This is a genomic window from Streptomyces sp. NPDC002643 (assembly GCF_053592555.1).
Map to the genome: position 1 here is coordinate 299669 of NZ_JBSFVY010000008.1, position 23586 is coordinate 323254.

Annotated in this window: 20 protein-coding genes; 7 read left to right on the forward strand and 13 right to left on the reverse strand. The window is 71.8% G+C overall.

The features are described 5' to 3' along the window. Positions 1-12: 12 nt before the first annotated feature. From ACWD4G_RS15260 to ACWD4G_RS15290, 7 genes are all read right to left on the reverse strand, one after another. Entirely contained in the window at positions 13-315 is a 303-nt protein-coding gene (locus tag ACWD4G_RS15260; RefSeq protein ID WP_451293350.1) for an antibiotic biosynthesis monooxygenase family protein, read from the reverse strand. Positions 316-408: 93 nt separating this feature from the next. Continuing rightward, on the reverse strand, positions 409-1500 hold the full coding sequence (locus ACWD4G_RS15265) for an alkene reductase (RefSeq protein ID WP_451293352.1): 1092 nt from the start codon (positions 1498-1500) through the stop codon (positions 409-411). Then, a complete protein-coding gene (locus ACWD4G_RS15270; protein WP_451293354.1) occupies positions 1497-1982 on the reverse strand; it encodes a nuclear transport factor 2 family protein in 486 nt (161 codons plus the stop codon). The genes ACWD4G_RS15265 and ACWD4G_RS15270 overlap by 4 nt, the downstream gene beginning before the upstream one ends. A 196-nt stretch (positions 1983-2178) precedes the next feature. After that, positions 2179-3003, reverse strand: coding sequence for an AfsR/SARP family transcriptional regulator (locus tag ACWD4G_RS15275; protein ID WP_451293356.1), 825 nt, complete (start codon positions 3001-3003; stop codon positions 2179-2181). 192 nt (positions 3004-3195) lie between these two features. Then, on the reverse strand, positions 3196-6429 hold the full coding sequence (locus ACWD4G_RS15280; RefSeq protein ID WP_451293358.1) for an AfsR/SARP family transcriptional regulator: 3234 nt from the start codon (positions 6427-6429) through the stop codon (positions 3196-3198). A 172-nt stretch (positions 6430-6601) separates the two neighbouring features. Beyond that, positions 6602-7627 carry an LLM class flavin-dependent oxidoreductase gene (locus ACWD4G_RS15285; RefSeq protein ID WP_451293360.1) on the reverse strand — a complete coding sequence of 342 codons (1026 nt, stop codon included), beginning with the start codon at positions 7625-7627 and terminating at the stop codon, positions 6602-6604. Positions 7628-7740: 113 nt separating this feature from the next. Further along, positions 7741-8202, reverse strand: a complete 462-nt coding sequence (locus ACWD4G_RS15290) for a MarR family winged helix-turn-helix transcriptional regulator (RefSeq protein WP_451293362.1) — start codon at positions 8200-8202, stop codon at positions 7741-7743. A 246-nt stretch (positions 8203-8448) separates the two neighbouring features. Between ACWD4G_RS15290 and ACWD4G_RS15295 the strand changes: the two genes are divergently transcribed. The 7 genes from ACWD4G_RS15295 to ACWD4G_RS15325 all read left to right on the forward strand — a co-directional run bounded on the left by ACWD4G_RS15295 (position 8449) and on the right by ACWD4G_RS15325 (position 16531). Next, entirely contained in the window at positions 8449-9987 is a 1539-nt protein-coding gene (locus tag ACWD4G_RS15295; protein WP_451293364.1) for an MDR family MFS transporter, read from the forward strand. Positions 9988-10205: 218 nt separating this feature from the next. Further along, a complete protein-coding gene (locus ACWD4G_RS15300) occupies positions 10206-11126 on the forward strand; it encodes a zinc-binding dehydrogenase (RefSeq protein WP_451293366.1) in 921 nt (306 codons plus the stop codon). A 62-nt stretch (positions 11127-11188) separates the two neighbouring features. Continuing rightward, positions 11189-12166: a quinone oxidoreductase family protein gene (locus ACWD4G_RS15305; protein WP_451293368.1), complete on the forward strand. Its 978-nt coding sequence runs from the start codon at positions 11189-11191 to the stop codon at positions 12164-12166. A 39-nt stretch (positions 12167-12205) separates the two neighbouring features. Further along, the gene (locus ACWD4G_RS15310) at positions 12206-13888 is read left to right on the forward strand and encodes an FAD-dependent monooxygenase (protein ID WP_451293370.1); all 1683 of its coding nucleotides are present in this window, start codon (positions 12206-12208) and stop codon (positions 13886-13888) included. Between the two features lie 85 nt (positions 13889-13973). Next, on the forward strand, positions 13974-14843 hold the full coding sequence (gene fabG / locus ACWD4G_RS15315; RefSeq protein ID WP_451293372.1) for a 3-oxoacyl-ACP reductase FabG: 870 nt from the start codon (positions 13974-13976) through the stop codon (positions 14841-14843). 146 nt (positions 14844-14989) lie between these two features. Continuing rightward, positions 14990-16174: an amidohydrolase family protein gene (locus ACWD4G_RS15320; protein ID WP_451293374.1), complete on the forward strand. Its 1185-nt coding sequence runs from the start codon at positions 14990-14992 to the stop codon at positions 16172-16174. Between the two features lie 45 nt (positions 16175-16219). Next, entirely contained in the window at positions 16220-16531 is a 312-nt protein-coding gene (locus ACWD4G_RS15325; RefSeq protein ID WP_451293376.1) for a hypothetical protein, read from the forward strand. A gap of 10 nt (positions 16532-16541) precedes the next feature. Here the strand turns inward: ACWD4G_RS15325 and ACWD4G_RS15330 are convergent, their stop codons facing one another. The 6 genes from ACWD4G_RS15330 to ACWD4G_RS15355 form a co-directional block, all read right to left on the reverse strand. Next, complete coding sequence (locus ACWD4G_RS15330) at positions 16542-19070, reverse strand: tryptophanase (protein WP_451293378.1); 2529 nt, start codon at positions 19068-19070, stop codon at positions 16542-16544. Positions 19071-19419: 349 nt separating this feature from the next. Next, positions 19420-20763, reverse strand: a complete 1344-nt coding sequence (locus ACWD4G_RS15335) for a cytochrome P450 (RefSeq protein WP_451293380.1) — start codon at positions 20761-20763, stop codon at positions 19420-19422. Positions 20764-20771: 8 nt separating this feature from the next. Beyond that, complete coding sequence (locus ACWD4G_RS15340) at positions 20772-21365, reverse strand: GTP-binding protein (RefSeq protein ID WP_451293382.1); 594 nt, start codon at positions 21363-21365, stop codon at positions 20772-20774. Continuing rightward, complete coding sequence (locus tag ACWD4G_RS15345) at positions 21340-21717, reverse strand: DUF742 domain-containing protein (RefSeq protein ID WP_451293384.1); 378 nt, start codon at positions 21715-21717, stop codon at positions 21340-21342. The genes ACWD4G_RS15340 and ACWD4G_RS15345 overlap by 26 nt, the downstream gene beginning before the upstream one ends. Further along, positions 21714-22112 (reverse strand): roadblock/LC7 domain-containing protein, encoded by a 399-nt coding sequence (locus ACWD4G_RS15350; protein ID WP_451293386.1) that lies wholly within the window; start codon positions 22110-22112, stop codon positions 21714-21716. The genes ACWD4G_RS15345 and ACWD4G_RS15350 overlap by 4 nt, the downstream gene beginning before the upstream one ends. A gap of 5 nt (positions 22113-22117) precedes the next feature. Further along, positions 22118-23338: a sensor histidine kinase gene (locus tag ACWD4G_RS15355; protein WP_451293388.1), complete on the reverse strand. Its 1221-nt coding sequence runs from the start codon at positions 23336-23338 to the stop codon at positions 22118-22120. Positions 23339-23586: the final 248 nt, after the last annotated feature.

Sequence of the window (23586 nt, forward strand, 5' to 3'; positions counted from 1 at the left end):
TCCCGTTCCGGTTCAGACCTGGGCGGCCTGGCCCTGCTTGACCGGCACGCTCAGATGCGGCTCTCCCTTGATGAGTCCGGTGAGCGCGTCGAGCCGACGGCGGAACTCCGGCTCCGCGAGGGCCTTGCGGAAGGTGTCCTCGTCCTCCCACTCGGCGATGTTGAAGTAGACGGAGTCGTCCTTGGAGGACCGTACGAGGGAGTAGCGGATGAGGCCGGGCCGGGTCTCCATGAAGGCGCCGACGGCTTCGTAGCGGTTCTCGAACTCCTCGGCGTCACCGATCAGGGTGAGCTTGTTGACGAACACGACGGCCATGGTGGTCTCCTCGGGTGATGGTCGTTCGGCGGGTGGTCGTGGGAGCGCCGACCGGCGGGATGCCGTACGGACGGCGCGCCCGGCGGGTGTCGGTCAGCCCGTGGTGCCCGCCGCGCTCGCGGCGAGGACCGGGTAGTCGGTGTAGCCCCGGCTGCCGCCCTCGTAGAAGAACCGGGGGTCGAAGGCGTTGAGCGGGGCGCGGGTGCGCAGCCGCTCGGGCAGGTCGGGGTTGGCGAGGAACTGCCGGCCGAAGGACAGCAGATCGGCGCCCTCGGCGAGGTTCTTCCCGGCGGCGGCCAGCGTGGTGTCGGCATCCAGCGGCCCGGTGCCCGCGTTGACGACGACGGTGCGCCGCCAGCGGCGGCTCAGCCCACCGACGAGGTCCGGGTCGCTGCCGGCGACGAAGTGGACATGGCCGAGGGCGAGCGCGTCGAGTGCGTCCAGCAGCGCCGGGTAGACCTCGGCCCGGTCGGGCTCGGACATGTCGTTGAGCGGGAAGCCCGGGGAGAGCCGGATGCCGGTGCGTTCCGGGCCGATCTCCGCGGCGACGGCCCGGGCGACCTCGACGGGGAAGCGGATACGGCCCTCGGTGTCGCCGCCGTACTCGTCCTCGCGCACATTGGTCACCGGTGACAGGAACTGGTGCAGCAGATAGCCGTTGGCGCCGTGGATCTCCACACCGTCGAACCCGATGGCGGTGGCGGTGCGGGCGCAGCGCACGAAGTCCTCGACGGTGGCGATGAGGTCGCCCGCGGTCAGGGGCCGCGGCACCGGGTAGGCGGGCCTGCCCCGGAAGACCCGGGCGACGCCGTCGGCCCGGACGGCCGACGGCGCGACGGGGGTCTCACCGTGCAGGTCGGGGTGGCTGACCCGGCCCGCGTGCATGATCTGGAGGTAGATCCTGCCGCCCGCGCCGTGCACGGCGTCGACGACGTCGGTCCAGGCGCGGGCCTGTTCGGCGGTGTGCAGCCGGACGCTGTGCGCGTGGCCGACGGCGACCGCGCTCGGGTGGGTGGCCTCGCTGATGATGAGCCCGGCGGCGGCGCGCTGGGCGTAGTACTCGGCCATGACCGGCAGCGGGGTGCCGTCGGCGGTGGTGCGGCCGCGGCCCATCGGGGACATGACGAGCCGGTTGGGCAGGGTGAGGCCGCCGAACGGGACGGGATCGAACAGACCGGCCGTCATGCCCCGGCCCCCGCGACGGCCTCGATGCCGGTGATCGTCTCGGCGCCGTCGTGGCTGATGTGGCGGCTGCGCACGAACCAGGCGCCGTCCCGGCGCTCCAGGACGTCCTCGGCGGTCGTGCTCAGATACAGCCGGGGCTCGCCGCCCTTCGGGGTCTCGAAGACGACGGCGTAGTAGCGGGTGCGCACGGCGTCGGGTCCCAGGGGTTCCGCGGCGACCATGCCGAACCAGTGGCGGCGGGTCAGCCCTCGTGCGGCGAGCGCGTCGATGCCCTTGCGCATGCCGGAGGCGATGTCCGCCCGGCCGCGTTTGACGCCGGGCTTGACGTTCTGGGCGAACGTGCCGTCCTCGGTGAACTGTTCGGCCCACTCCTCCGCCCGGCCGGCGTCCAGCAGCTGCGCGTGCCCGGCGTAGAACTGGATGATGGCCGCGTAGTCCAGTGCGGACACGGTCTTGGTGTCCGGAGGTGCGGTCCGTGTCACGGTCTTCCTCCTGTGCTTCGGGGCGCCGCTCGGGCGCCGGGTCCGGGCCAGGTTCTCCGCTGCCGGTGGAGGGGGCATGGAGTCCGGCTCCACGCATACGGGCTCCACTCGTGCGGCTCCATGCGTGCGGCGTCGCGCGTTCGGCGTCGCGCGTTCGGCGTTCGGCGTTCCGCGTTCGGCGTTCGCGCCCCGCCGGTCAGCCGGCCGGGCGCAGCGGTACGGACGCGCCGTCCGGCCCCGGCAGATACACGGACTCGGTGACGGGTGCGGAGTTGAGCAGGTCGGAGTGCAGGTCCCGCATCCGGGACGAGGGCTCCAGGCCGAGTTCGGCGGTGAAGGTACGGCGGAGCCGGGCGAATGCCTCCAGGGCGTCGGCGGTGCGGCCGGACCGGTAGAGGGCGATCATCAACTGGGCGTGCAGGTTCTCGTAGGTGGGGTACTGGCGGGTGAGCACGCTGAGTTCGCCGATGAGCTGGTGGTGACGGCCGATCCGCAGGTCGGCATCGATGCGCTGTTCGAGGGCGGCCAGCCAGGTCTCCCGCAGTCCGCTGAGCCGGGTGCGCAGCAGCGGTCCGCAGGTGACGTCGGCGAGCGCCTTGCCGGTCCACAGACCGAGGGCGCGGTGCAGCAGTTCGGACTCACGGGCGTGATCGCCGGCGATACGGGCGAGGGACGCCTGCTCGACGAGCTTCTCGAACTGGTCCAGGTCCAGTCGGCCGGGGCCGACGGCGAGGAGGTAGCCGCGGTCGCGGGTCTCCAGGTACATCTCCGCGGGCGCGCTGGTGGTGGACGCGGCGCTTCTGAGTGTCTTGCGTATCTGCATCACATACGTCTGGAGCGTGGAGTGGGCGCTGTGCGGGGGCGAGTCCGCCCACAGCTCGTCCACGCATTCGTCGACGGTGACGACCTGGCCCGCGTGAAGCAGCAGCAGGGACAGGAGCTGACGCTGCTTCGGGGCCCTCGGGGTGACGGTCCGCAGACCGTCGGTGAGGGTGAGCGGGCCGAGTATCCGTGCGTACATCTCGCCTCCGGGGCCGGCTGGACGGGGTACAGCCACCATCGTGTGCCCTGGATCTTGCGTCGCACTTTCCGCTGCCTTTCACGCCGTCGGCACTCACCCTTCACCTCTGGGCGGGGAGTTCGGCCGTCATGGGGCCGCAACACGGTGTTCACACCCGCCGAAACGGTCAGGTGTCCCCTGCCGGAGTGCGCCTCACGCGGTGCACTCCGGGAACAGCGCGCGGAGGCTGTCGGACACCTCCGGCAGGTCCGTGCCGTCGGCGTGGGCGGGCTGACCCCCGGTGCGCGCGGGCCGTTCCCGGTCGGGAGGGTGACCGGTGCGCCGGCACAGTTCCTCGGCCTGGGCGCGCAGCAGCAGGAGCCCGGACGCCTCGGCCACGGCCAGCGCGCGGAGGCCGAACTCCCGCGCCTCGACCGGCCGGCCGCCCGCGAGTTCGAGCCGGCCGAGGCCGATGAGCGCGTGGGTCTCCGACTGGGGGTGGCCGATGCGTTCGGCGATCACGAGGGTGCGGCTGAACTCCTCGCGGGCGTCGGCGGACCGGCCCCGGATGAGGTGCAGTCCGCCGAGGACGTTGCGGGCGTTGGCCTCCAGGGCGACATAGCCGTGGTCGCGGGCGATGACGACGGCGCTCTCGGCGTGCTGGTAGGCGAGGTCGACATAGCTGTTGCAGGCGTAGACCTGGGCGAGCCCGTAGGAGGCGAGCACCGTGGAGTGCAGCGCGTTGAACTCCTTGCTGAGCGACAGCGCGAGGCTGAGGTTGTCCATGGCCGCGTCCCAGTCGCGCAGGTCGGCGTGGACGGAACCCAGCCGGGCCAGCACCTCGGGGCGGGAGCGCTGGACACCGTCCTCGTCGAGGATCGCGGCGGCGCGGCCGAAGTGGGCCTTGGCCAGGTGCAGTCGGCCCTGGCTGTGCCGCGCCATGCCGAGGTACATCAGCCCCCGGGCCTCGACGTGCCGCAGCTGGTGCTGCCGGCTGATCTCCAGACCGCGCTCCAGCAGGGTGATGGCGCTGTCGATGTGCTTGGTGGGCCGCTGGAGCTGGTTCATCGCGATGGCGTTGACGGTGACGGCCTCGAAGTCGCGTACGCCGAGGCGGATGAACTCGCGGTGCGCGGCCCGTAGTTCGCGGGCGGCGTCGGGGAGCCGGTTGAGGCCCTGCAGGGCGAGTCCGACGCACAGGCGCATCACGGCGGTGATCCGCTTGTCGCCCAGTGAGATCGCGGCGCGCAGCCCGGCCTGGGCGATGGTGAGCCAGTCGCTCTGGAGGCGGCCGAGGGTGAAGTAGCCGCGGAGCATGTCGACGAGGCGGACGCACACCTCGTTCAGTTTCTCGTCGGCGGCGCGGACCACGAGGGCGACGAGGTTGCCCTGTTCGGCCCGCAGCCACTCCTGCGCGGTGCGGGGGTCGATCTCCGGCACCTGGGGGTCGGGGCGGAAGACCCGCAGGAAGCCCGGGTAGCAGGACTGCACGGCCTCGTCGGTGCGGCGCAGATACCAGCGGCACAGCCGGTTCAGTGCCTGTCGCCGGTCGGCCGGGCCGTCCTCCTCGACACCGCGCTCGGCCGCGTACAGGGCGATGAGGCTGTGGAAGCGGTAGGTGTCCTGGGAGGAGACCTCGATGAGCTGGGCCGCGGCGAGCTTGTCGAGGAGCTGGTCGGCCACCTGGGCCTCGCATCCGGCGAGCTGGGCCGCGGTGCGAGCGGTGAAGGCCATGTCGCCGACGACACCGAGGAGCCGGAAGAAGCGGCGGGACAGGGCGGGCAGCGACTCGTAGGCGACGCTGAACGCGGCCCGTACGGCGGTCGACGGGCTGTCGCCGAGGGCGAGGAGCTCCAGCGGGTCGCCCTCGCGCAGCGCCTCCACGAAGGACTCGACGGACCGCCAGGGCCGTCCGGCCAGGTGTCCGGCGGCGATGCGCAGGGCGAGCGGGAGCCGGCCGCACAGTTCGACGAGTTCGGTGACGGCCGTGGCGCAGAGGGTCTCCGGGGCCCGGCCGAGCACGGCGGTGAGGACCTCCTCGCCCTCCTTCTGCGACAGCAGGTCCAGGGTGAAGCTGCGGGCGCCGTAGACGGCGACGAGGTCCGGCCGGTACTCGCGGTGCAGGGCGAGGACGGCGCAGCTGGGCGAGCCGGGCAGCAGATCGGGGATCTGCTCGCTGTCGTTGACGTCGTCGATGACGATGAGCACCCGCCGGTCGGCGAGCCGGCTGCGCAGCACACCGGTGAGCTGGTGCCGTTCGGCGGGCAGTACGGAGACATCGGCGCCGGAGGAGTGCAGCAGCTCGGCGATGATGTCGTGCACGGGCCGGGTTCCGCCGCGGGCGTCGTGGAGGCGTACGTACCACTGGCCGTCGGGGTAGGCGGGGCTGAGCCGGTGCGCGGCGCGCAGGGCGAGGGCGGTCTTGCCGATGCCGGGCGGGCCGACGAGGCTGACGAGCGGGATGGCCGCGCGCTGGCGTGGGGTGAGCGCGGCGACGACCTCCTCCAGCAGTTCCTCCCGGCCGATGAAGTGGGTCGCCTCGGGCGGGAGTTGGCGCTGTACCACCCAGGGGGCGCTGGGGTTGGTGGGCTGCACCCCGGCGGGCTGGTGGACGTCGCGGGCCGCGTGGGCGGCGCCGCCCCGCGCGGGGGCGGGCCGGGGGGTGTGGAGTTCACCGGTCTCGGCGAGTAACTTCCGGTGCAGTTCCTGGAGTTCCTGTCCGGGCAGCAGCCCGAGTTCGCGGTCGAGCATCCGGTAGTAGTCGCGGTACTCCTCCAGGGCCGCGGCGACCTGCCCGGTGCGGTGCAGCGCCCGCATCAGATACTCGCGCAGCCGTTCCCGTACCGGCTGCTCGGCGGCGAGTGCGCGCAGCTGCGGGATGATGTCGGCGCTGCCGTCGAGGTCGAGGACGAGGGCGAAGCGCCGCTCCACGAGGGTGAGGTGTTCCTCGGTGAGTTGCGGCAGGACCTCGGTCTGGAGGGAGGCGGAGGACACCGTCTCGAAGGGGTCGCCGCGCCATTCGGCGAGGGCCCGTTCCAGGGCGGCCAGTTCGCGGACGGCGTCGCCCTCGCCGCGGGCGGCGCGGGCCTCGGCGGCGGCCCTGCGGTAGCGGGGGAGGTCGAGGGCGGCCGGGTCCATCGCGAGCCGGTAGCCGCCCGGGTGGGTCTCGATGACCGGAGGGTCGCCGAGGTCGAGTGATTCACGCAGCAGCGCCCGCAGCCGCGTGGTGTGCACATGCAGCGCGGCACGGGTGTCCCGCGGTGGCTGGTCGTCCCAGAGTCTTCGGATGAGTTCGTCGGGCGTGACCACCTGGTCGGCCCGCAGCAGCAGGGATGCGAGGAGCACCCGCTGCTTGGGGGACGAAAGGGTCAGTTCCCTGCCCCCCGCGCGGACCACCAGGGGCCCGAGTATCCGGAAGTCGTAGAGCGAAGCTTGTTCCCCATTCAAGCGCACACCTGCCTGGTCGGTCCCCCTGCGCACGGTCGGCCGTGCACCCGCGACACATTAGAACGTGCTTCCGCATGAGACCGCCGCCCTATGATTCAGGTCACATGTGCGAGGCCGGGGTGTCTTATGGTTCAGGACATTTTTTGTCGGCCGCCCGTGACCTTCGTTTGTCTCACGCGACGTGGCCGCCGTCCTCCTCGGGCAGTCCGAAGCGCCGTGCCAGCAGTTCGTAGGAGCGCATGCGGTCCTGGGGCGCGTGGATGGTGGAGAGCACCATGAACTCGTCGGCCTCCAGCTCTTCGGCCATGGAGGTGAGCACCTTGTGCACATGGTCGGGGTCGCCGACGACACACCTCGGCCACTCGGCCACCTCGTCCGCGAGCGGCTCCACCTCGCCGCGCAGCCCGTCGAGCGCGGCCTCGGGGGACGGCAGGGGAAGCAGCAGCCCCCGGCCCATGCGCAGCCGGAACAGCCGCTGGCTGGCGAAGACCCGCTGGGCCTCCTCCTCCGTGGGCCCGCAGTACACGGCGATGCCGATCTGCACCCGGGGCCGGGCCCCGTCGCGGCTGTCGAAGGCGCCTCGGTACGCCTCGACCACGGAGCGGGTGACCTGCGGCCGGCCGAAGTGGGCTATGGACACGGGCAGTCCGAGCCGGGCGGCGAGTTCGGCGCTCTGCGGGCTCGCGACCAGCAGCCACACCTCGGGGGCGCCCGCGGTCGGCATCAGCTGGATGCGCGCGTAGGGGTGTCCCTCGGGGAAGCCGCCGTGCAGGAAGGCGAGGAGTTCGGCGAGCTTGCCGGGGAAGTCCTCGTCGCCCCCGCCGCCGGGGGTGCCGGGGGCCAGCGCGTGCGCCTCGATGCTTCCGGCGCCGATGCCCCGGCCGACACCGAGGTCGATCCGGCCCGGTGAGAGCGCGCCGAGCACCCGGAACACCTCGGCGACCTTCAGCGGGCTGTAGTGCGGCAGCAGCACCCCGCCGGAGCCGACGCGGATGCGGTGGGTCTCGGCGGCGACCCTGGCGGCCATGATCTCGGGGGCCGGGCCCGCGAAGGAGGGCGTGGCGTGGTGCTCGGCGAGCCAGTAGCGGTGGTAGCCGAGCCGGTCCGCGAGACGCGCCAGGGCCAGGGAGTTGTGCAGGGCGGTGGCCGGGGTGGTTCCCTCCGGCACGACGGACTGGTCCAGGACGGACAGTTTCACGCTGGTCTCCTTCTCGGTCGGGGCCGCGACTCGCGCGGTGGGGCTCCCGCGCACGCCGTACGCGGTTGCCCCGCCGCCGTCACGGAAGGGGCCGAAAGGAGGGGGTGACGCGATTAAGGGGTGGCGGCCGGGGCTGCGGTGTGCCGGAAGCGGGCGACGAGCGATGCCCAACGGTCGTCGAACGAGGCGACGTCGAGCAGTCCCGTCAACTCGTCACGGCAGCGGGCCTCGGCCCGCTCACCGCGCTCGGCGCCTTCGGGCGTCAGCATGCAGTACACACCGCGGCGGTCGTGTTCGCAGGAGACCCGGGTCGTGAGGCCCTTGTTCTCCAGCCGGGTGACGAGCCGGCTCATGGACGACTGGTCGAGTCCGACCGCGGCGGACAGCTCCTGCACCCGGGTGCCGCGCTCATGGCCGTGCCGCAACTCGATGAGCACCATCAGCTCGGGCAGCGAGATCTGGTACTCGCTCGCGAGCGTCCTCTCCAGCGACTGGTTGAGCTGACCGACCATCAGCGTCAGTCGACGCCACAGGTCGAACTCTCCGGGACGCCCGGCGCGGTCATCGGCCGACATGTCCACCTCCCCTTGGTTCGCTCCCCCTCCACTATAGCCACCTCCATGCACGATCCATGTCTATGCATGCTTTTTGCTTGCGCCTTCGTTCTCCAGCCTGCCCCAATTCCCCAACAGCCAGCAAGACAAGCGGAGATCTGTCCGAAACTTAGATGCAGGCGCCTGCATTTAGCTCTACTGTGGGCGAAACAGAGCGCGGCATGCGCCCGCGCCCGTCCCCGACTGCATCGACTTCAGGCGGTACGCATGACACGCGGAACTCCCGAATCCTCCACGGCACCCGATACGACAACGGAGCCCTCGCAGACCGCTCCAGCGACGGCGGAGAACCCCACCGCGGCGAGCGACAAACTGGACCCGGCGTTCATGCGCATGGCCGGTGTCCTGCTGCTCGCCCTGCTGATGGCGCTGCTCGACGAGACGATCGTCAACGTCGGCGTCAAGACGCTCAGCGGCGAGTTCGGCTCGCCGCTGGCGACCGTCCAGTGGGTCACCGCCGGCTATCTGCTCGCCGTCGCCGTCGCCACGCCGTTCGCGGGCTGGGCCGTCGACCGCTACGGCGGCCGCACGATGTGGCTCACGGCCGTCTCCCTGTTCGTGCTCGGCTCGGTACTGGCCGGCTTCGCCTGGTCCATCGAGTCGCTGATCGTGTTCCGGGTGATCCAGGGTGTCGGCGGCGGCATGATCGTGCCCGTCGTGCAGAGCGTCCTCGCGACGACCGCGGGCCCGGCCCGGGTCGCCAAGGCCATGGCGCTGATCTCACTGCCGCTCACCCTCGGCCCGATCCTCGGCCCCGTCCTCGGCGGAGTCCTGGTGGACGCCGTGAGCTGGCGCTGGATGTTCCTGATCAACCTGCCCATCGGACTGATCGCCCTGCTGCTGGCGCTGCGCACCCTCCCCGCCGACCAGCACGCGGGCCGTCCCGAGGAGCGCCTGGACGTCCTCGGCCTGGTGCTGCTCTCCCCCGGCTTCGCCGCCCTGGTCTACGGCTTCACCACGGCCGCGCACTCCGGTGACGCCTCGTCCCCGAAGGTGCTCATCGCCTTCGCCGGCGGCGCGCTGCTGCTCGTCGGGTATGTGGCGCACGCGCTGCGCACCTCCGTCACCCCCCTGATCGACCTGCGGATGTTCGGCAAGCGCGGCTTCACCATGGCCGTGATCACCATGTTCTTCGTCGGCGCCGTCGCCAACGCCCTGCTGTTCCTGACCCCGCTCTACTACCAGCAGTCCCGCGAGTTCGGCGCCCTGCACGCCGGTCTGCTGCTGATCCCCTCCGGCATCCTCGGCGCCGCGGGCGCGATCACCTCCGGCAAGACGGCGAACAAGGTCACCGCGCGGCTCACCTCGACGGTCGGCATGCTGGTCACCGCGCTGGGCGCGCTCGCCTTCTCGCAGATCGGCTCCGACACGAACACCGCCTGGCTGTCCGTCGCACTCGGCCTCACCGGCTACGGCATCGGTCTCACCGCGCCCGGCACGATGGCGTTCATGTACAAGGCCGTCGGCGAGGCGAGCGCGCCCCGGGCCACCAGCGCCCTGTTCATCTTCAACCAGATCGGCGGCGCGCTCGGCATCGCCGCCATCGCGATCACCCTGCAGCAGCGGCTCGACGATTCGGGCGGCCAGCCCGCCGGGGCGTACGGCGGCTCCTACTGGGTCATCATCGCCTTCAGCGTGATCGCGGCCCTCGCGGCCCTGGTCCTCCCCGGCTCCTTCCGCGCGGAGGCCCCGCCCGAGCGGCCCACCGAGGACAAGGGCACCCTCGCCGAGTCGACGCCCGCCTGACCGCCTCCCCCGACCGGCCCGCCCAGCTCCCCCCTGGGCGGGCCGGTTCCCTTTGCGCACCGCCCCGATCCGCCGGGGAGCGGAACGCCGCCCTCGGCCCCCCGGCCGGAGCCCGCGCCCGCCGACGCGGCGCGTACCCCATGGCGGCTGGACCAGGAATCCAGCGCCGCCGCCTACACCTTGCAGAGCCCATCGCATCCCCTGCCCGCGAGGAAAAAGTGAAGGCACTGGTCACCACCGCCGTCGATCCGCTCGCCCTTGAGCTGTGCTCCGTAGCCGACCCCCGCCCCCGCCCGGACGAGGCCCTCGTCGAAGTCCACGCGACCGCTCTGAACCGGGCCGACCTGCTCCTCGCGGTCCGCCGCCCCGTCGGCTCGCCCCTCGGCCTCGACGTCGTCGGCACGGTTCTGCGCCCCGCCTCCGACGGCAGTGGCCCGCCGGCGGGCGCCCGTGTCGCCGGGCTCGCCGCGAACAACGCCTGGGCGGAACTCGCCGCGGTCCGCACCGACCGCCTGGCGGTGATTCCCGACGGCGTCACCGACACCGACGCCGCCACCCTCCCCGTCGCCGGGCTCACGGCCCTGTACGCGCTCCGCAAGGCCGGCTGGCTCCTCGGCAGGCACTGCCTCGTCACCGGCGCGAGCGGCGGTGTCGGTCGCGTCGCCGTGCAACTCGCCCGCGCCGGCGGCAGCGCGGTGACCGCCTGGGTGGGGTCCGAGGCCCGGGGCGCCGGGCTCGGCGACCTCGGCGCGCACGTCGTCGCCGGCTACGACGAGCCGCCCGCCGCCCCCGTCGACATCCTCGTCGACAGCGTCGGCGGCGAGGTGTTCACCACCGGCTACACACTGCTGCGCCCCGGCGGCGTGGCGGCGGTGTTCGGCAACACGGTCCGCGCCGAACTGCGGCTGCCCGCCGACTGGGGGCACGCCCGCCCCGGCGTCCGCATCGAGTACCTGTTCCTGCTCGACGAGGTCACACGACGGGACGTACCGGCCGACCTCGCCCTGCTGCTCGACCTGGTCGCCGCCGGAAGGGTCGTGGCCGCACCCGGACTGCTCACGCCCTGGACCGACCCGCGGCGAGCGATCGCCGCCCTGTACTCCCGCGAGGTCAACGGCAAGGTCGTCCTGTCCATGTGACCCCGCGCCACGCGACACCACGCCCGGTACCCCTGTCTCCCCGACCGCACCGCGAGGTTCCCATGCGACTGATCAGCTACCACCGGCACGGCTCCCCCGACGTCCTGCGCGTCGAGGAGGCACCGGCGCCCACTCCGGGCCCGGGCCAGTTGCTCCTGAGCACCGAGGCCGTCGGCGTCAACTTCATCGAGACCCAGCTGCGCGGCGGTACCGCCCCCTTCCCGTCCCCGCTGCCCGGCCGTCCCGGCGGTGACGTGGTGGGCAGGGTCGAGGCGCTCGGCCCCGGCACCGACGGGCCCGCGCCCGGTACCCGCGTCGCGGCGTTCGGCGTGCCCGCCGCCTACGCGGACCAGGTGGTCGTCGACGCCGAACGCGTCCTCGTGGTGCCCGAGGACATCGACGTGGCCACCGCGACCGCGCTCGGCTCCACCGCGCAGACCGCGTGGAGCGTCCTCGACGCGGCCCGGATCGCCAAGGGCGACACCGTCCTCGTGCACGCGGCGGCCGGCGCGATCGGCCATCTCGTCACCCAGCTCGCCAGAGCGCGCGGCGCGGGCCGGGTCATCGGCACCGTCGGCTCACCCGCCAAGGCCGGCTTCGTCCGCGCGCACGGCGCCGACGACGTCGTCGACTACCGGCGGCCGGACTGGGCGGACGAGGTCCGCGAACTCACCGGCGGCCAGGGCGTCGACGTCGTACTCGACAGCGTCGAGGGCGCCGTGTTCAAGGACGGCCTGAAGCTCCTCAAGCCGTACGGGCGGCTCGTCTACTACGGCTTCGCGGGCGCCGACGGCGAGGTCGCGAAGGTGGCGATGACCGAACTCCTGGGTCTGACGTATGTGGTGGGGACCTCGCTGGACGCGTGGGCGAAGGCCGACCCGGCCCGGGTCGCGGAGGCCCGCGCGGAACTGGTCCGGCTGATCGCGTCGGGCGGACTCCGCGTCGCCGTGCACACCACGCTGCCGCTGGCCGAGGCCGCCGAGGCCCACCGGATCATCGAGAGCCGCTCGCAGCTGGGCCGTGTCGTCCTCGTTCCCTGAGCCCCGAGCCGAGCCCTTAGCACCGAGGGAGCCCCTGCCATGACACAGACAGTGGAACAGCCCGACCCCGCCGGCACACCGTCGCCCGCGCCCCGGCCCGGCCCCGAACCCGACGAGACCGTGCCCGTCCTGATCGCCGGCGCCGGCCCCGGCGGTCTCAGCACCGCCGTCTTCCTCGGACTGCACGGCGTACCGGCCCTGGTGGTGGAGCGCCACCCGAGCACGTCGACCGCGGTGAAGGCGACCGGCCAGTACCCGCACACGATGGAGGCGCTGGCCATCGCGGGCGCCGCCGAGACCGTACGGCAGCGGGGGCGCGCGTACCGCAGCGACTTCCACATGGTCGTCGCGAAGACCCTCGCGGGCCCGGTGCTGCGCACGCTGATGAGCGGCGATCAGCTGAGCATGCGGCATGTCTCCCCGGAGGACTGGGGCACCGCGAGCCAGTCCGCCGTGGAGGGCGTGCTCGCCGACCGGGCGGCGGAACTCGGCGCACGGCTGCGCTTCTCGACCCGGCTGACCTCGCTCACGCAGGACGCGGACGGTGTCACCGCGGTCACCGAGCACGCGGAGACCGGTGAGCGGCGTGTGGTCCGGGCCCGGTATCTGGTGGCGGCCGACGGCTGGCGCAGCGGCATCCGGCAGTCCCTCGGTATCGCGCTGCGCGGCCGGGGCACGGTGGGCAGGGTGCTGCGCGTGCTGTTCGAGGCTGATCTGAGCGAGCCCCTGTCGCACACGGACGGCGCCGCCGACGGCCGCCGCTTCACCGCGCTGCACGTGGGCCGGGCCGTGCTGTTCAACACCGAGGTGCCCGGCCTGTACGGATACTTCCGCAACCTCACGCCCGAACTGCCGGACGGCTGGTGGACGGGCGAGGACACCGTCGCCGCGCAGATCCGCTCCGACCTCGGCATTCCGGACACCCCGCTGAAGATCCAGGACATCGGCGAGACGGAGATCTCGTGCGGGGTCGCCGAACGCTTCCGTGAGGGCCGGGTGCTGCTCGTCGGCGACGCCGCCCATGTGATGCCGCCGACCGGCGGCATGGGCGGCAACACCGCCTATCTGGACGGGCTGTATCTGGGCTGGAAGCTCGCGGCCGTACTCGACGGCACGGCGGGCGAGGCCCTTCTCGACAGCCATGACGCCGAACGCCGGCCGTACGCCGTGGAGTTGGTGGAGCAGCAGTTCGCGAACCTCGTGGACCGGATCTCGCCCGAGCTGGCCGACGCGTCCCTGGCGGTGCCGCTGCCGCCGCCGGTGATCGCGTTCGGCTACCGCTTCCCCCGGGGTGCCGTGCTCACCGAACCCGACGACGGAGGCGAGCTGTTCGAAGATCCGGCCCGGCCCACCGGCCGGCCGGGATCGCACGCGCCCTACGTCCCGCTCGTCGACGCGGACGGCTCGGCCACCTCGACGACCGCTCTGTTCGGCCACGCGTTCGTGCTCCTCACCGGGCCGGACGGGGCGGCCTGGGCAGAGGGCGCCGCCGCCGCGGCGGACGCGCTCGGTGTCACCGTGCGCGTGCACCGGGTCGGTCCCGGCACCGGGCTCCTCGACACCGACGGGGCCTTCGCCGCGGCGTACGGCATCGGGGGCGACGGGGCCGCCCTCGTGCGGCCCGACCGGTTCGTGGCGTGGCGCTCCGCCGGGGCGTGCCCGGACCCGGCGGCCGAGATCGAGCGCGCCCTGCGGCACGTACTGCACCGGCCCGCGTGCTGAAGGGGCGTGCCCGGCCCGCCGGACGCGGCAGCAAGGCGCCCGCGGCCCGAACCCACCTGTGGAAATCGTCGTGAAAGGACCCACCATGGCAGTGGCAGAAACAGCCGGCCGGAGCGAGGAAGCGAATACCGACCGGCAGGAGGAGGCGAAAGCCGACCCGAACGAGGCGGCGAAAGCCGGGGGCCCGCGTGTCGCGCTGGTCACCGGTGGCACGAGCGGCATCGGCTTCGCCGTCGCCGAACTCCTCGCGGAGCAGGGGCACGCCGTGTTCCTGTGCGGCCGGGACGGCGACACGGTCGCCGCCGTCGTGGACAAGCTGCGCGGGCGCGGCTTCGAGGCCGACGGCGTCGCCGCCGACGTCACCTCGAAGCCGGACGTCCAGCGCCTGGTCCGCTCCGCCGTGGACCGCTACGGCCCGGTCCACGTCCTGGTCAACAACGCCGGACGGGGCGGCGGCGGCGCGACCGCCGCGCTACCGGACGAGCTGTGGGAGGCGGTCATCGAGACCAACCTCAACAGCGTCTTCCGTCTCACCCGCGAGGTGCTCTCCCACGGCGGCATGCTGGAGCGCGGCCACGGCCGCATCATCAACATCGCCTCCACGGGCGGCAAGCAGGGCGTCGAACTGGCCGCCCCGTACTCCGCCTCCAAGCACGGCGTCATCGGCTTCACGAAGGCCCTCGGCAAGGAGCTGGCCCAGTCGGGCATCACGGTGAACGCGGTCTGCCCCGGCTATGTCGAGACGCCGATGGCCGCCCGGGTGCGCCAGGGCTACGCGGCGCACTGGGGCACGACGGAGGAGGAGGTCCTGACGAGGTTCCAGGCGAAGATCCCGCTCGGCCGCTATTCGACGCCCGAGGAGGTCGCGGGCCTGGTCGGCTACCTCGCCGGCGACCTGGCCGCGTCCATCACGGCCCAGGCCCTCAACGTGTGCGGCGGTCTGGGCAACTACTGACAGCGGGTGGCCCGGGGCCGGGACGGCAGGCCCATGTGCGGGGGCGGGAGGACGACGCGCCCCCACGCATGGGCGCCCGGCTCCGGGGGCCCCGGGCGCATCCGCCGGCTCCCGGGGGCGCGCGCCCCCGGGAGAAACGAGACCTGGTGAGGTACTACACGGCGGACCGGCTGATCACCGGCGACCGCGGCAGACGCATCCGCTCCGGCGGGGTGCTGGTGGACGGGGAGCTGATCCGGTGGGCGGGACCTGCCCGTGAGGTGCCGCCGCGGCTGCGCCGGGAGAGCGAGCATGTGGAGCTCGGACCGCTGACGCTGATGCCCGGGCTCGTCGACAGCCATGTCCATCTGGCGCTGGACGGTGTGCCCGGCGCGATGGACCGGATGCGGGCCTCCTCCGACGAGGAGTCGTACGCGCTGATGTTGCGCAATGCGGGCGAGCTGCTGTCCTCGGGCGTCACCACCGCCCGCGACCTGGGCGCACCCGCGGGGCTCGGGGTGCGGGTCCGCGACGCGATACGCGCGGGTCTCGCTCCGGGGCCCGAACTGGTCGTGTCGGGGGCGCCGTTGACCGTGCCGGACGGCCACTGCTGGTTCATGGGCGGCTCCTGTGTCGGCGAGCGGGCGCTGCGGCAGGCGGTACGGGAACAGGCCCACGCCGGGGTCGACCTCATCAAGGTCATGGCGACCGGGGGCGCGCTGACGCGGGGTTCGGCCGCGTGGCGGGGGCAGTTCACCGAGCGGGAACTCGCCGCCGTCGTCGACGAGGCGACCCGCGCGGGCCTTCCCGTCGCCGCGCACGCGCACGGCACGGAAGGGATCGCGGCCTCGCTCCGGAGCGGGGTGCACACCATCGAGCACTGCAGTTTCCTCGACGCGTCCGGCGCGATAGTCCCGGATCACGGCCTGCTGCTCCGGCTCGCCGCACAGGGCGTCCATGTCTGTCCGACCATCAGCGTCCGCTTCACCGAGCGCTGGGACCGGCGCGACCCGAGTCGGCTGCCCGCTCTGTCGGCCCTGTACCGGCAGGGTGTCTCCGTCGTCGCCGGCACCGACGCCGGGACCGACGGCGCCCCCCATCACGCGTATGTCGAGGGACTGATCGGCATGGCGCTGCTCGGTCTGCCGCCCGGGGAGATCCTTGAGGCCGCGACGTCCCGCGCGGCGCGCGCCCTGCGTGTCGAGACGCTGACCGGCCGGATCTCGGCGGGTCTGCGCGCGGACCTCATCGCGGTGGAGGGCGATCCGCTGCACGACGTCACGGCCTTGCGGGCCCTGCGCCTGGTCGTCGCGCGGGGGCGGGAGATCCACTCCCTGGATGCCCGGGGTTGAGCCGCGCTCCGTCGCCCCTCCACCGGCGCGGGCGATGCTCCCCGCATGTATGGAGAACCCGAACGTCCCACGCCCGCCATCTCACCGGTCCTGCCCCCGGAGCCGCTGGCGCTCCGGCTCGCCCGTGTCCTGTTCAGCCAGGACGCCACGTCGGCCGCCGCCCGTCTCCTGGGTCTCCCCCCGGACCGCGCGTCCGGCGCGGACCGGGCCGACCGCGCGGCCGTGCCGTCGGCCACGGGCGTGGACGGGCACGCGCGTGAACGGGCACGGGCCTGGACGGCGGATGCCGCCGCGCCCCTTCCCCGGTCGGTTCGACCGGATGGGGAAGGGGCGCGGCGGCATCGCGGAAACGCCTGAGGGGCTGTGCTCAGCTCGCGGCCGGCTGGAGCTTGGCGCGGAAGTGGCGCAGGATCGGTGACTGTTCCACGATCCGGTAGCCGCGGATGGATTCCGCGTCCTTCACGATCCGCTCCAGGGTGCGGCCGACGTGGTCGTAGTGGCTGCGCGTGTAGACCCGTCGGGGCAGGGCCAGCCTGACCAGTTCGTAGGGCGCGCTCTTGGTGGGGTTGCCGTCCTCGTCCTCCTCGCCGAGGTAGAGGGAGCCCAGTTCGGCGGAGCGGATGCCGCCTTCGAGGTAGAGACGGCAGGCGAGGGCGTGGCCCGGGTAGTGGTGGGCCGGTATGTGCGGCAGCAGACGGCCCGCGTTGAGGTAGAGGGCGTGCAGGCCCGGGGGTTCGAGGATGTCGACACCGGCCGCGCGGACGCGGTCGGCGAGATGGGCGGCGACATCGGCGCGCTCCGCGAGATACGCCGGCTCGGTCACCTCCAGCAGACCGGTGGCCATCATGTCGAGGTCGCGGCCCGCGAGACCGCCGTAGGTGGCGAAGCCCTCGGTGGCGATGAGGAGCCGCTCGCACTTCTCGGCGAGTTCCCCGTCGTTGAGGCCGATGAAGCCGCCGATGTGGACGATGGCGTCCTTCTTGGCGCTCATGACACAGCCGTCGGCCAGCCGGAACGCCTCCTCGGCGACCTGCCGCGGGGTGCGGTCGCGGTATGCCTCCTCGTGACGGGTCACCAGCCAGGCGTTCTCGGCGAACCGGGCGGCGTCGAGGATCATCGGGACGCCGTGGCGGCGGCAGATTTCGGAGGTCGCCCTCAGGTTCTCCATGGAGACCGGCTGGCCGCCGCCCCCGTTGTTGGTGATCGTCATGATCACCACCTGGACGCGGGAGCCGTCCGGTCCCTCCAGCGTGCTGCGGAGTTTGTCCAGGTCGATGTTGCCCTTGAAGGCCACCTCGCTGTCGAGGTCGCGGGCCTCCGCGCAGGGGATGTCATGCGCCTGACATCCCGAAAGCTCCACATTGGCCCGGGTGGTGTCGAAGTGGGTGTTGGACAGGACGATGCCGCCCGGTTCGAGCAGTGTGTTGAAGAGGATGCGCTCGGCGGCCCGCCCCTGGTGGGCCGGCAGGATGTGCCGGTAGCCGGTCAGTTCGGTCACCGTCTCGTGGAAGCGGTAGAAGGAGCGGGAGCCCGCATAGGACTCGTCGCCCTCCATGCCCGCCGCGAGTTGCGCGGCCGAGATGGCGCCGGTGCCGGAGTCGCTGAGCAGATCGATGGTCACCTCCTCGGCCTTGAGGTCGAAGAGGTTGTAGTGCACCCGTTCGAGCGCCGCCTCGCGCTGTGGGCGTGTGGTGAGGGCGATGGGTTCGACGACCTTGATGCGGTAGGGCTCCACGCTGATCCTTTCTCCTGACGTGCTGGGGGTTGCTGGGTGAGAGGTGTTCGGCGGCCGTACCCGGTAGGCCTCCGAAGAGATGTATGTGGTCACCCGGGGCGCCCGCCCCTGCTCATGGGCCAGGGCCACATACGCGATGAGTCCGACGCCGTCCTCGGGGCGCCGTGAGGTGACGGCGGACAGCGCCCCGTCCAGTGGGGCGGTGTCCATGCCGTGGCGGCGGAGGAGGGTCCTCGCCCGGCTGAGGGCCTGGCGGTCGTCCCGGGCGTAGTCCCTGATCGGTACATGCAGGGTGAAGCCGGTCGGGCCGCCGGTCGTCCGGGTGAAGGAGTGGCAGGTGAGGATCGGCCGACGGTCGAACCGTGCCGCCCCGAGGGCAGGGAGGCCTGAGGTCCGGTCGTCGAATCCGCCCGCCGTGCGGAGGAACTCCTCCAGTGCCCCGCTGTCGGGCCCGGCTTCCATTCCGCACAGAGCGCCGACGGCCGTCACCGGCAGCCCGCGATGAGCGGTGTAGATCTTCACCCTGGGCTCGGCCCAGTCGCCCAGGTCGAGTGCGAGGAACGGATAGCCGTCGGCCGGTGGCAGCGCCTCGAAGGCCTGCCGGTGGCCGAGCCGGTCCAGTGCCTGTCGTACGGTCTCGGCGGCCCGGTCCGCGCCGGAGGCGGAGGGGTTCAGATACACCTTGACCTTCGGGACGCCTCCGGGGCTCAGCTCCAGCGCGATCCACAGCGCCAGCGGCCCCTGGGGGTCCGGGGGCAGGAACAGGTCCTCGATGGCGTCGAGTTGACCGGTGGCGAAGCCCCAGCGCCGGGCCATGGACCGGACGACGGCCATTCCGGCTCGGCCGTTCTCGCGCAGGCCGGGGGCGTCGTAGCCCGGTTCGAGCAGCACGCGCAGCCTCGGCCGCGCGTCCGGGGTGTAGGAGAGGGAGAACTCCACCGGTGTGGAGTCGTCGGACAGGAAGCTCTGGGAGGGGGGCGGCAGACGCAGCGGCCGTCCGGCCACCGCTCCCAGCGAATCGGTCAGTAGACGCGCGTAGGTGTCGGCATCCGATCGTTCGATGCCCGACACCTGGCACAGCCGGATCAGTTGGCCCGTGAAGAGCCCTCCGAGCGTCCCCTGTTCATATGTGCTCCCGGCACCCGTTCCATGGGCGCTCATCGATGCTCCCGAGACTGCTCGCCGTGCCCGCGCGGGCCCTCGGGCGGGCGCCCCGGTCGAGGGGGCGCGCCGGCGCCGGGGGCCACAGAGAGATACCCGCCGGCCTGGGCGGGTATCTCGTCGTGCTGCCGTCGGTGACGGGTCACGTCCTGGGGGGCTGTTGTGTCGGATAACGGGTTGTGCCGTACGTTGCGGCGAGCAGCGCCCGGTTGTCGAGCGAAAGCGGCGTCGGTGGATATGTGGTCCACGACACCTCCCTTTGTTCGTCGTTCACCACGAATGCCGCCGCGTTACTACCCCCTTGGTTGAATACTCATGCAGTCGCTTGTGTTACGGAGTGTTGCGTGGCTCACCCTCGCAGCCAGGACAGGAACGAGCCCCACACTCCCGCGCGCTCCTGCTTGCGGCCGGCCGGTGCCTGCTCGCCCTGTGCGGAGGCGTCCGCCGCGCGCGGCGGGGTGGGGCGCTGCACGACCTGCGGGGTGAAACGGCAGGGCAGCGCGGCCAGCGCCCGGTGGAAGGGGCCGGGCCGCCAGGTCAGGCTGTCCTCGGGCACCGCGAGTTCGATGTCGTGCAGCCGGTTGAGCAGATTCTCGATGGCCACCATGGTGACGAGCCGGGCGAGTTCCTTGGAGGGGCAGGCGTGCGGGCCGGCGCTCCACGACAGATGGGCCCGCCTGCCGCCCGTGCCACGGGCCGCCGCGAGCGCCGGGTCGGTGTTGGCGGCCGTCATGCTGACCAGCACCAGATCGCCCGCCCGCAGCTTGGTGCCGCCGAACTCCATGTCCGCCGCGGGGTAGTGCGGCGCGTAGTTCGCCATGGGCGGGTTCTCCCACAGCGTGTCGTCGATGGCCTCCTCGATCAGGCCGCCGTCGGCGTACCGGTCATGGATGAGCAGCCGGTGCAGGGTGTTGCCGATGAGATTGCGCAGCGGTTCGGCGCCGGCGCCCAGCAGCAGGATCAGCTGGTGGACGAGTTCCTCGTCCGTCAGCCGCGTCTCGTGCCGCATCAGATACGAGGTGACGTCTTCGCCCGGCCGGGCCCGCTTGAGCGCGACCAGCTCGAACACGGCTTGGCCCAGTACGGCGTTGGCCTTCTCGGCGTTGACGCCCTCGAAGACGCCGGAGATACCGAAGACGACACGGTCGCCGATGTCCGCCGGGCAGCCGAACAGCTCGTTGAACACGAGCAGCGGCAGCTGCTTGACGTAGTCGTTCATCAGGTCGACGGAACCTCGGGAGGCCACCTGCGCGATGAGGTAGTCCGAGGCCCGCTTGGTCATGTCGCTCAGCCGGCGGGAGTCCACCTTGGCCAGGCTGTCCGTGATCGCCTGGCGCAGCCGCGCGTGCTCGGCGCCGTCGGTGAACATGGCGTTGGGGCGGTAGCCCAGCATCGGTACGACCGGGCTGTCGGGGCCGACCTTGCCCTCGGCGACGTCACGCCAGCGGCGGGCGTCCTTGCGGAAGTTGCCGGAGTCCTGCAGCAGTTGCAGCGCCGTCGCGTGGTCGGTGACGAGGGTCGCGTCCACACCGGGGGCGATCTCGACGGCGGCGGTCGGCCCGTGGTGGCGCATATAGGCGTAGTAGGCCTGCGGATCGGCCGCGTACTCCGGCCCGTAGATCGGTATCCGCAGTCCGCTGTCGTGCGCCGGGCAGCCGGGTGGTGGAACGGGGGTGGTGGGTTCGGGGGTCATGTCTGCTCCTAGCGAGCGCGTTCCATCAAGTAGCGGACGAGCGTGATCAGCGCTTCGGCCGACGAGCGTTCGTCACGTGCGTCGCAGGTGACGATCGGGGTGTCGTCGAGCAGGTCCAGCGCCTCGCGCAACGCCCTGGTGTCACGTATCGACGAGCCGTCGAAGTGGTTGACCGCGATCGCGTAGTCGAGTCCGTACTGCTCTATGAGGTCGATGACGGCGAACGAGTCCGCCAGTCTCTCGGGGTCGACCAGCACCAGCGCGCCGAGGGCGCCGCGGGCCATGTCCTCCCACATCTGCACGAAGCGCTGCTGGCCGGGCGTTCCGAAGAGATACAGCACGACGCGGTCGCTGACGGTCAGACGGCCGAAGTCCATGGCGACCGTGGTGGTGGTCTTGCCCTTGACTCCCTTGAGGTCGTCGATGGCCTCGCCCGCCTGGGTCATGGTCTCTTCGGTGGTGAGCGGGGAGATCTCGGAGATCGAGCCGATGAACGTGGTCTTGCCCACCGCGAAGTGGCCGACGACCAGGATCTTCACGGCGGTCTGCGTCTCTCCGTCCGGGACATAGGCCCGCTTATCCAAACTTGGACTCGAGACCATGGAGCACCTCCTGAAGAATCTGCAGATTGACGACAGGAGCACGCGTCTCCGGCGGTCGGGTGATGAGGTAACCGGCCTCGGTGAGCGCGGCCAGCAGAATCCTCACCACGCCCACCGGGAGCCGCATGTGCCCCGCGATCTCGGCGACGGAGAGATAGCCGCCGAGGCACATCCCCAGCAGGTTCTGTTCCTCGGGCGAGAGACGGGCCGGCCGCTGCTGCTGATCGGCCGCGGCCGTCACCAGGGTGATCAGGGAGAACTGGCTCTCGCCGGGGAGACTGCGGCCGCCGGTGATGACATACGGCCGTACTAACTCGGCGGCCTCGAACTCCTGCTTGTCGGAATCGCTCATGGCCGGACCACACTCTCGCGAGGCGGGGCGGTCAGCACCTTGCCCAGCTGACCGACGAGTTGCTGCATCCGGAAGGTGATGTCGGCCATGTCGATGTCGGGGGAGGCCGACACCGCGAGGTAGGCGCCGTCACCGGCCGAGATCAGGAAGATCCAGCCGCCGTCGAACTCGACCAGCGTCTGCTGCCACCGCAGATCCGAGCGGGAGCAGAAGAACGCCAGCGAACGGCTGAGCGACTGCATACCACTCAGCCCGGCGGCGGCGGTGTCCGCGTCGTCCTTGCTGATGCCGTTGGACCGGGCCCGCAGAATCCCGTCGGCGGACACCAGAACCGCGTGCAGAGCCCCGGGGATCTCCAGGGCGCTGTCGAGCATCCAGGAAAGATCGTTGTTCATTGAACCTAGTGCCCTTGCCCTTCGGTGCTTGCGTCACTGGTACTGGGCCGATCCGTGGCGTCCGGACGCGTGGCGCGACCCTGGTCCGTGCCCTGCTTGAAGGCCGCCATGATCGCCGCCGTGTCCTCGCTGCGCCGCCTCGGCGTGCCCGGGGACGCCGAGCCGGTCGAGCTGTTGGAGACGAGGGCCATCGGCCGCTTGCGTACCCGCTTGGGCAGACCGTCGTCGGTCATGAGCGGGGGCGCCGGGGGCGCCGCGGGCTCGGGGGTGACCTCGCGCGACACGACAGGAGCCGGGTCGACGGCCGCCGGCCGGGACCCGGGCACCGGAAGCACCTCGGGCTGCGCGGGCTGAGCCGGCTCCGGCATGGTCGTGAGCAACTCGTCGGGAAGCAGCACGACCGCCCGTACACCTCCGTAGGGGGACGTGGAGTCCACGGACACCGTGAAGCCGAAGCGTTCGCAGAGCACACCGATCACCGCGAAGCCGAACTGCGGCGGGTTGCCGAGCCCGGAGACGCCCTGGGCCCGCTCGCTCGTCAGCAGCCTCTCGGCCCTGGCCTTCTCCTCCTCGTTCATACCGACACCGGCGTCGTCCACGATGATGCAGACGCCCTTGGGGACGGAACGGACGTTGATCTCGACCACGGTGTCCGGGCTGGAGTAGCTGGTCGCGTTGTCGAGCAGCTCCGCGAGCGCCAGCGCCACCGGTTCCACGGCCCGGGCGGTGAGACCGAAGTCCACCTTGGACAGGATCTGCGCGCGCTCGAAGTGGCGGATTCTGCCCTGGGCGCTGCGGACCACGTCGTACACCGAGGCCACATCGCGGTGCCGCCCCAGCCAGCCCTCGCAGAGCACGGCGATGGACTGGGCACGCCGGCTGAACTGGGCGTTCATATGGTCGATCTCCAGGAGGTCCTGGAGCATGACGGACTCGCCGTACTTGCGCTGCAGCCCGGAGATGATGCGCTGCTGTTCGGCCGCGAGGCCCTGGAGCGTCCGCATCGCGGACTTCAGGGCCGTCCTGGTCTCGCCTTCGGCTTCCTGCTGGGCCTCCCGAACGGACTCCGTGTAGTGACTCTCCAGCTCACTGCTACGAGTTCTGAGGTTGGTGATCTCCTGTCGTAATTTCCGCGCCGTCCCTCGCTGACGAACAATCAGGACGGCGGCGACAAGGGCTACGGCAAGAAGTGCCCAGAGCGCCGGATTTTCTATGTATTGCGTCATGAGACCCTCTTCAGGCGGCTGAAAGCCAGCTACTGAATTCCGTCAATTCACACAGACCGAAGGGTCAGCCACTCCAGGGTTGCCACTCAGGCCTCTCCCCATGGCCAGAGGTGCCCCATTTGTACCTAAGCGTCCGTTCGGTAAGTGCGGTGATCGTATCATCGCTCAGCATGATGACGAGCCGTCAACCTGGGCGGCTCTCGCGAAAGTTGAACCGAACCGGAACAGCGTGCGCGCGAACGTGAGCG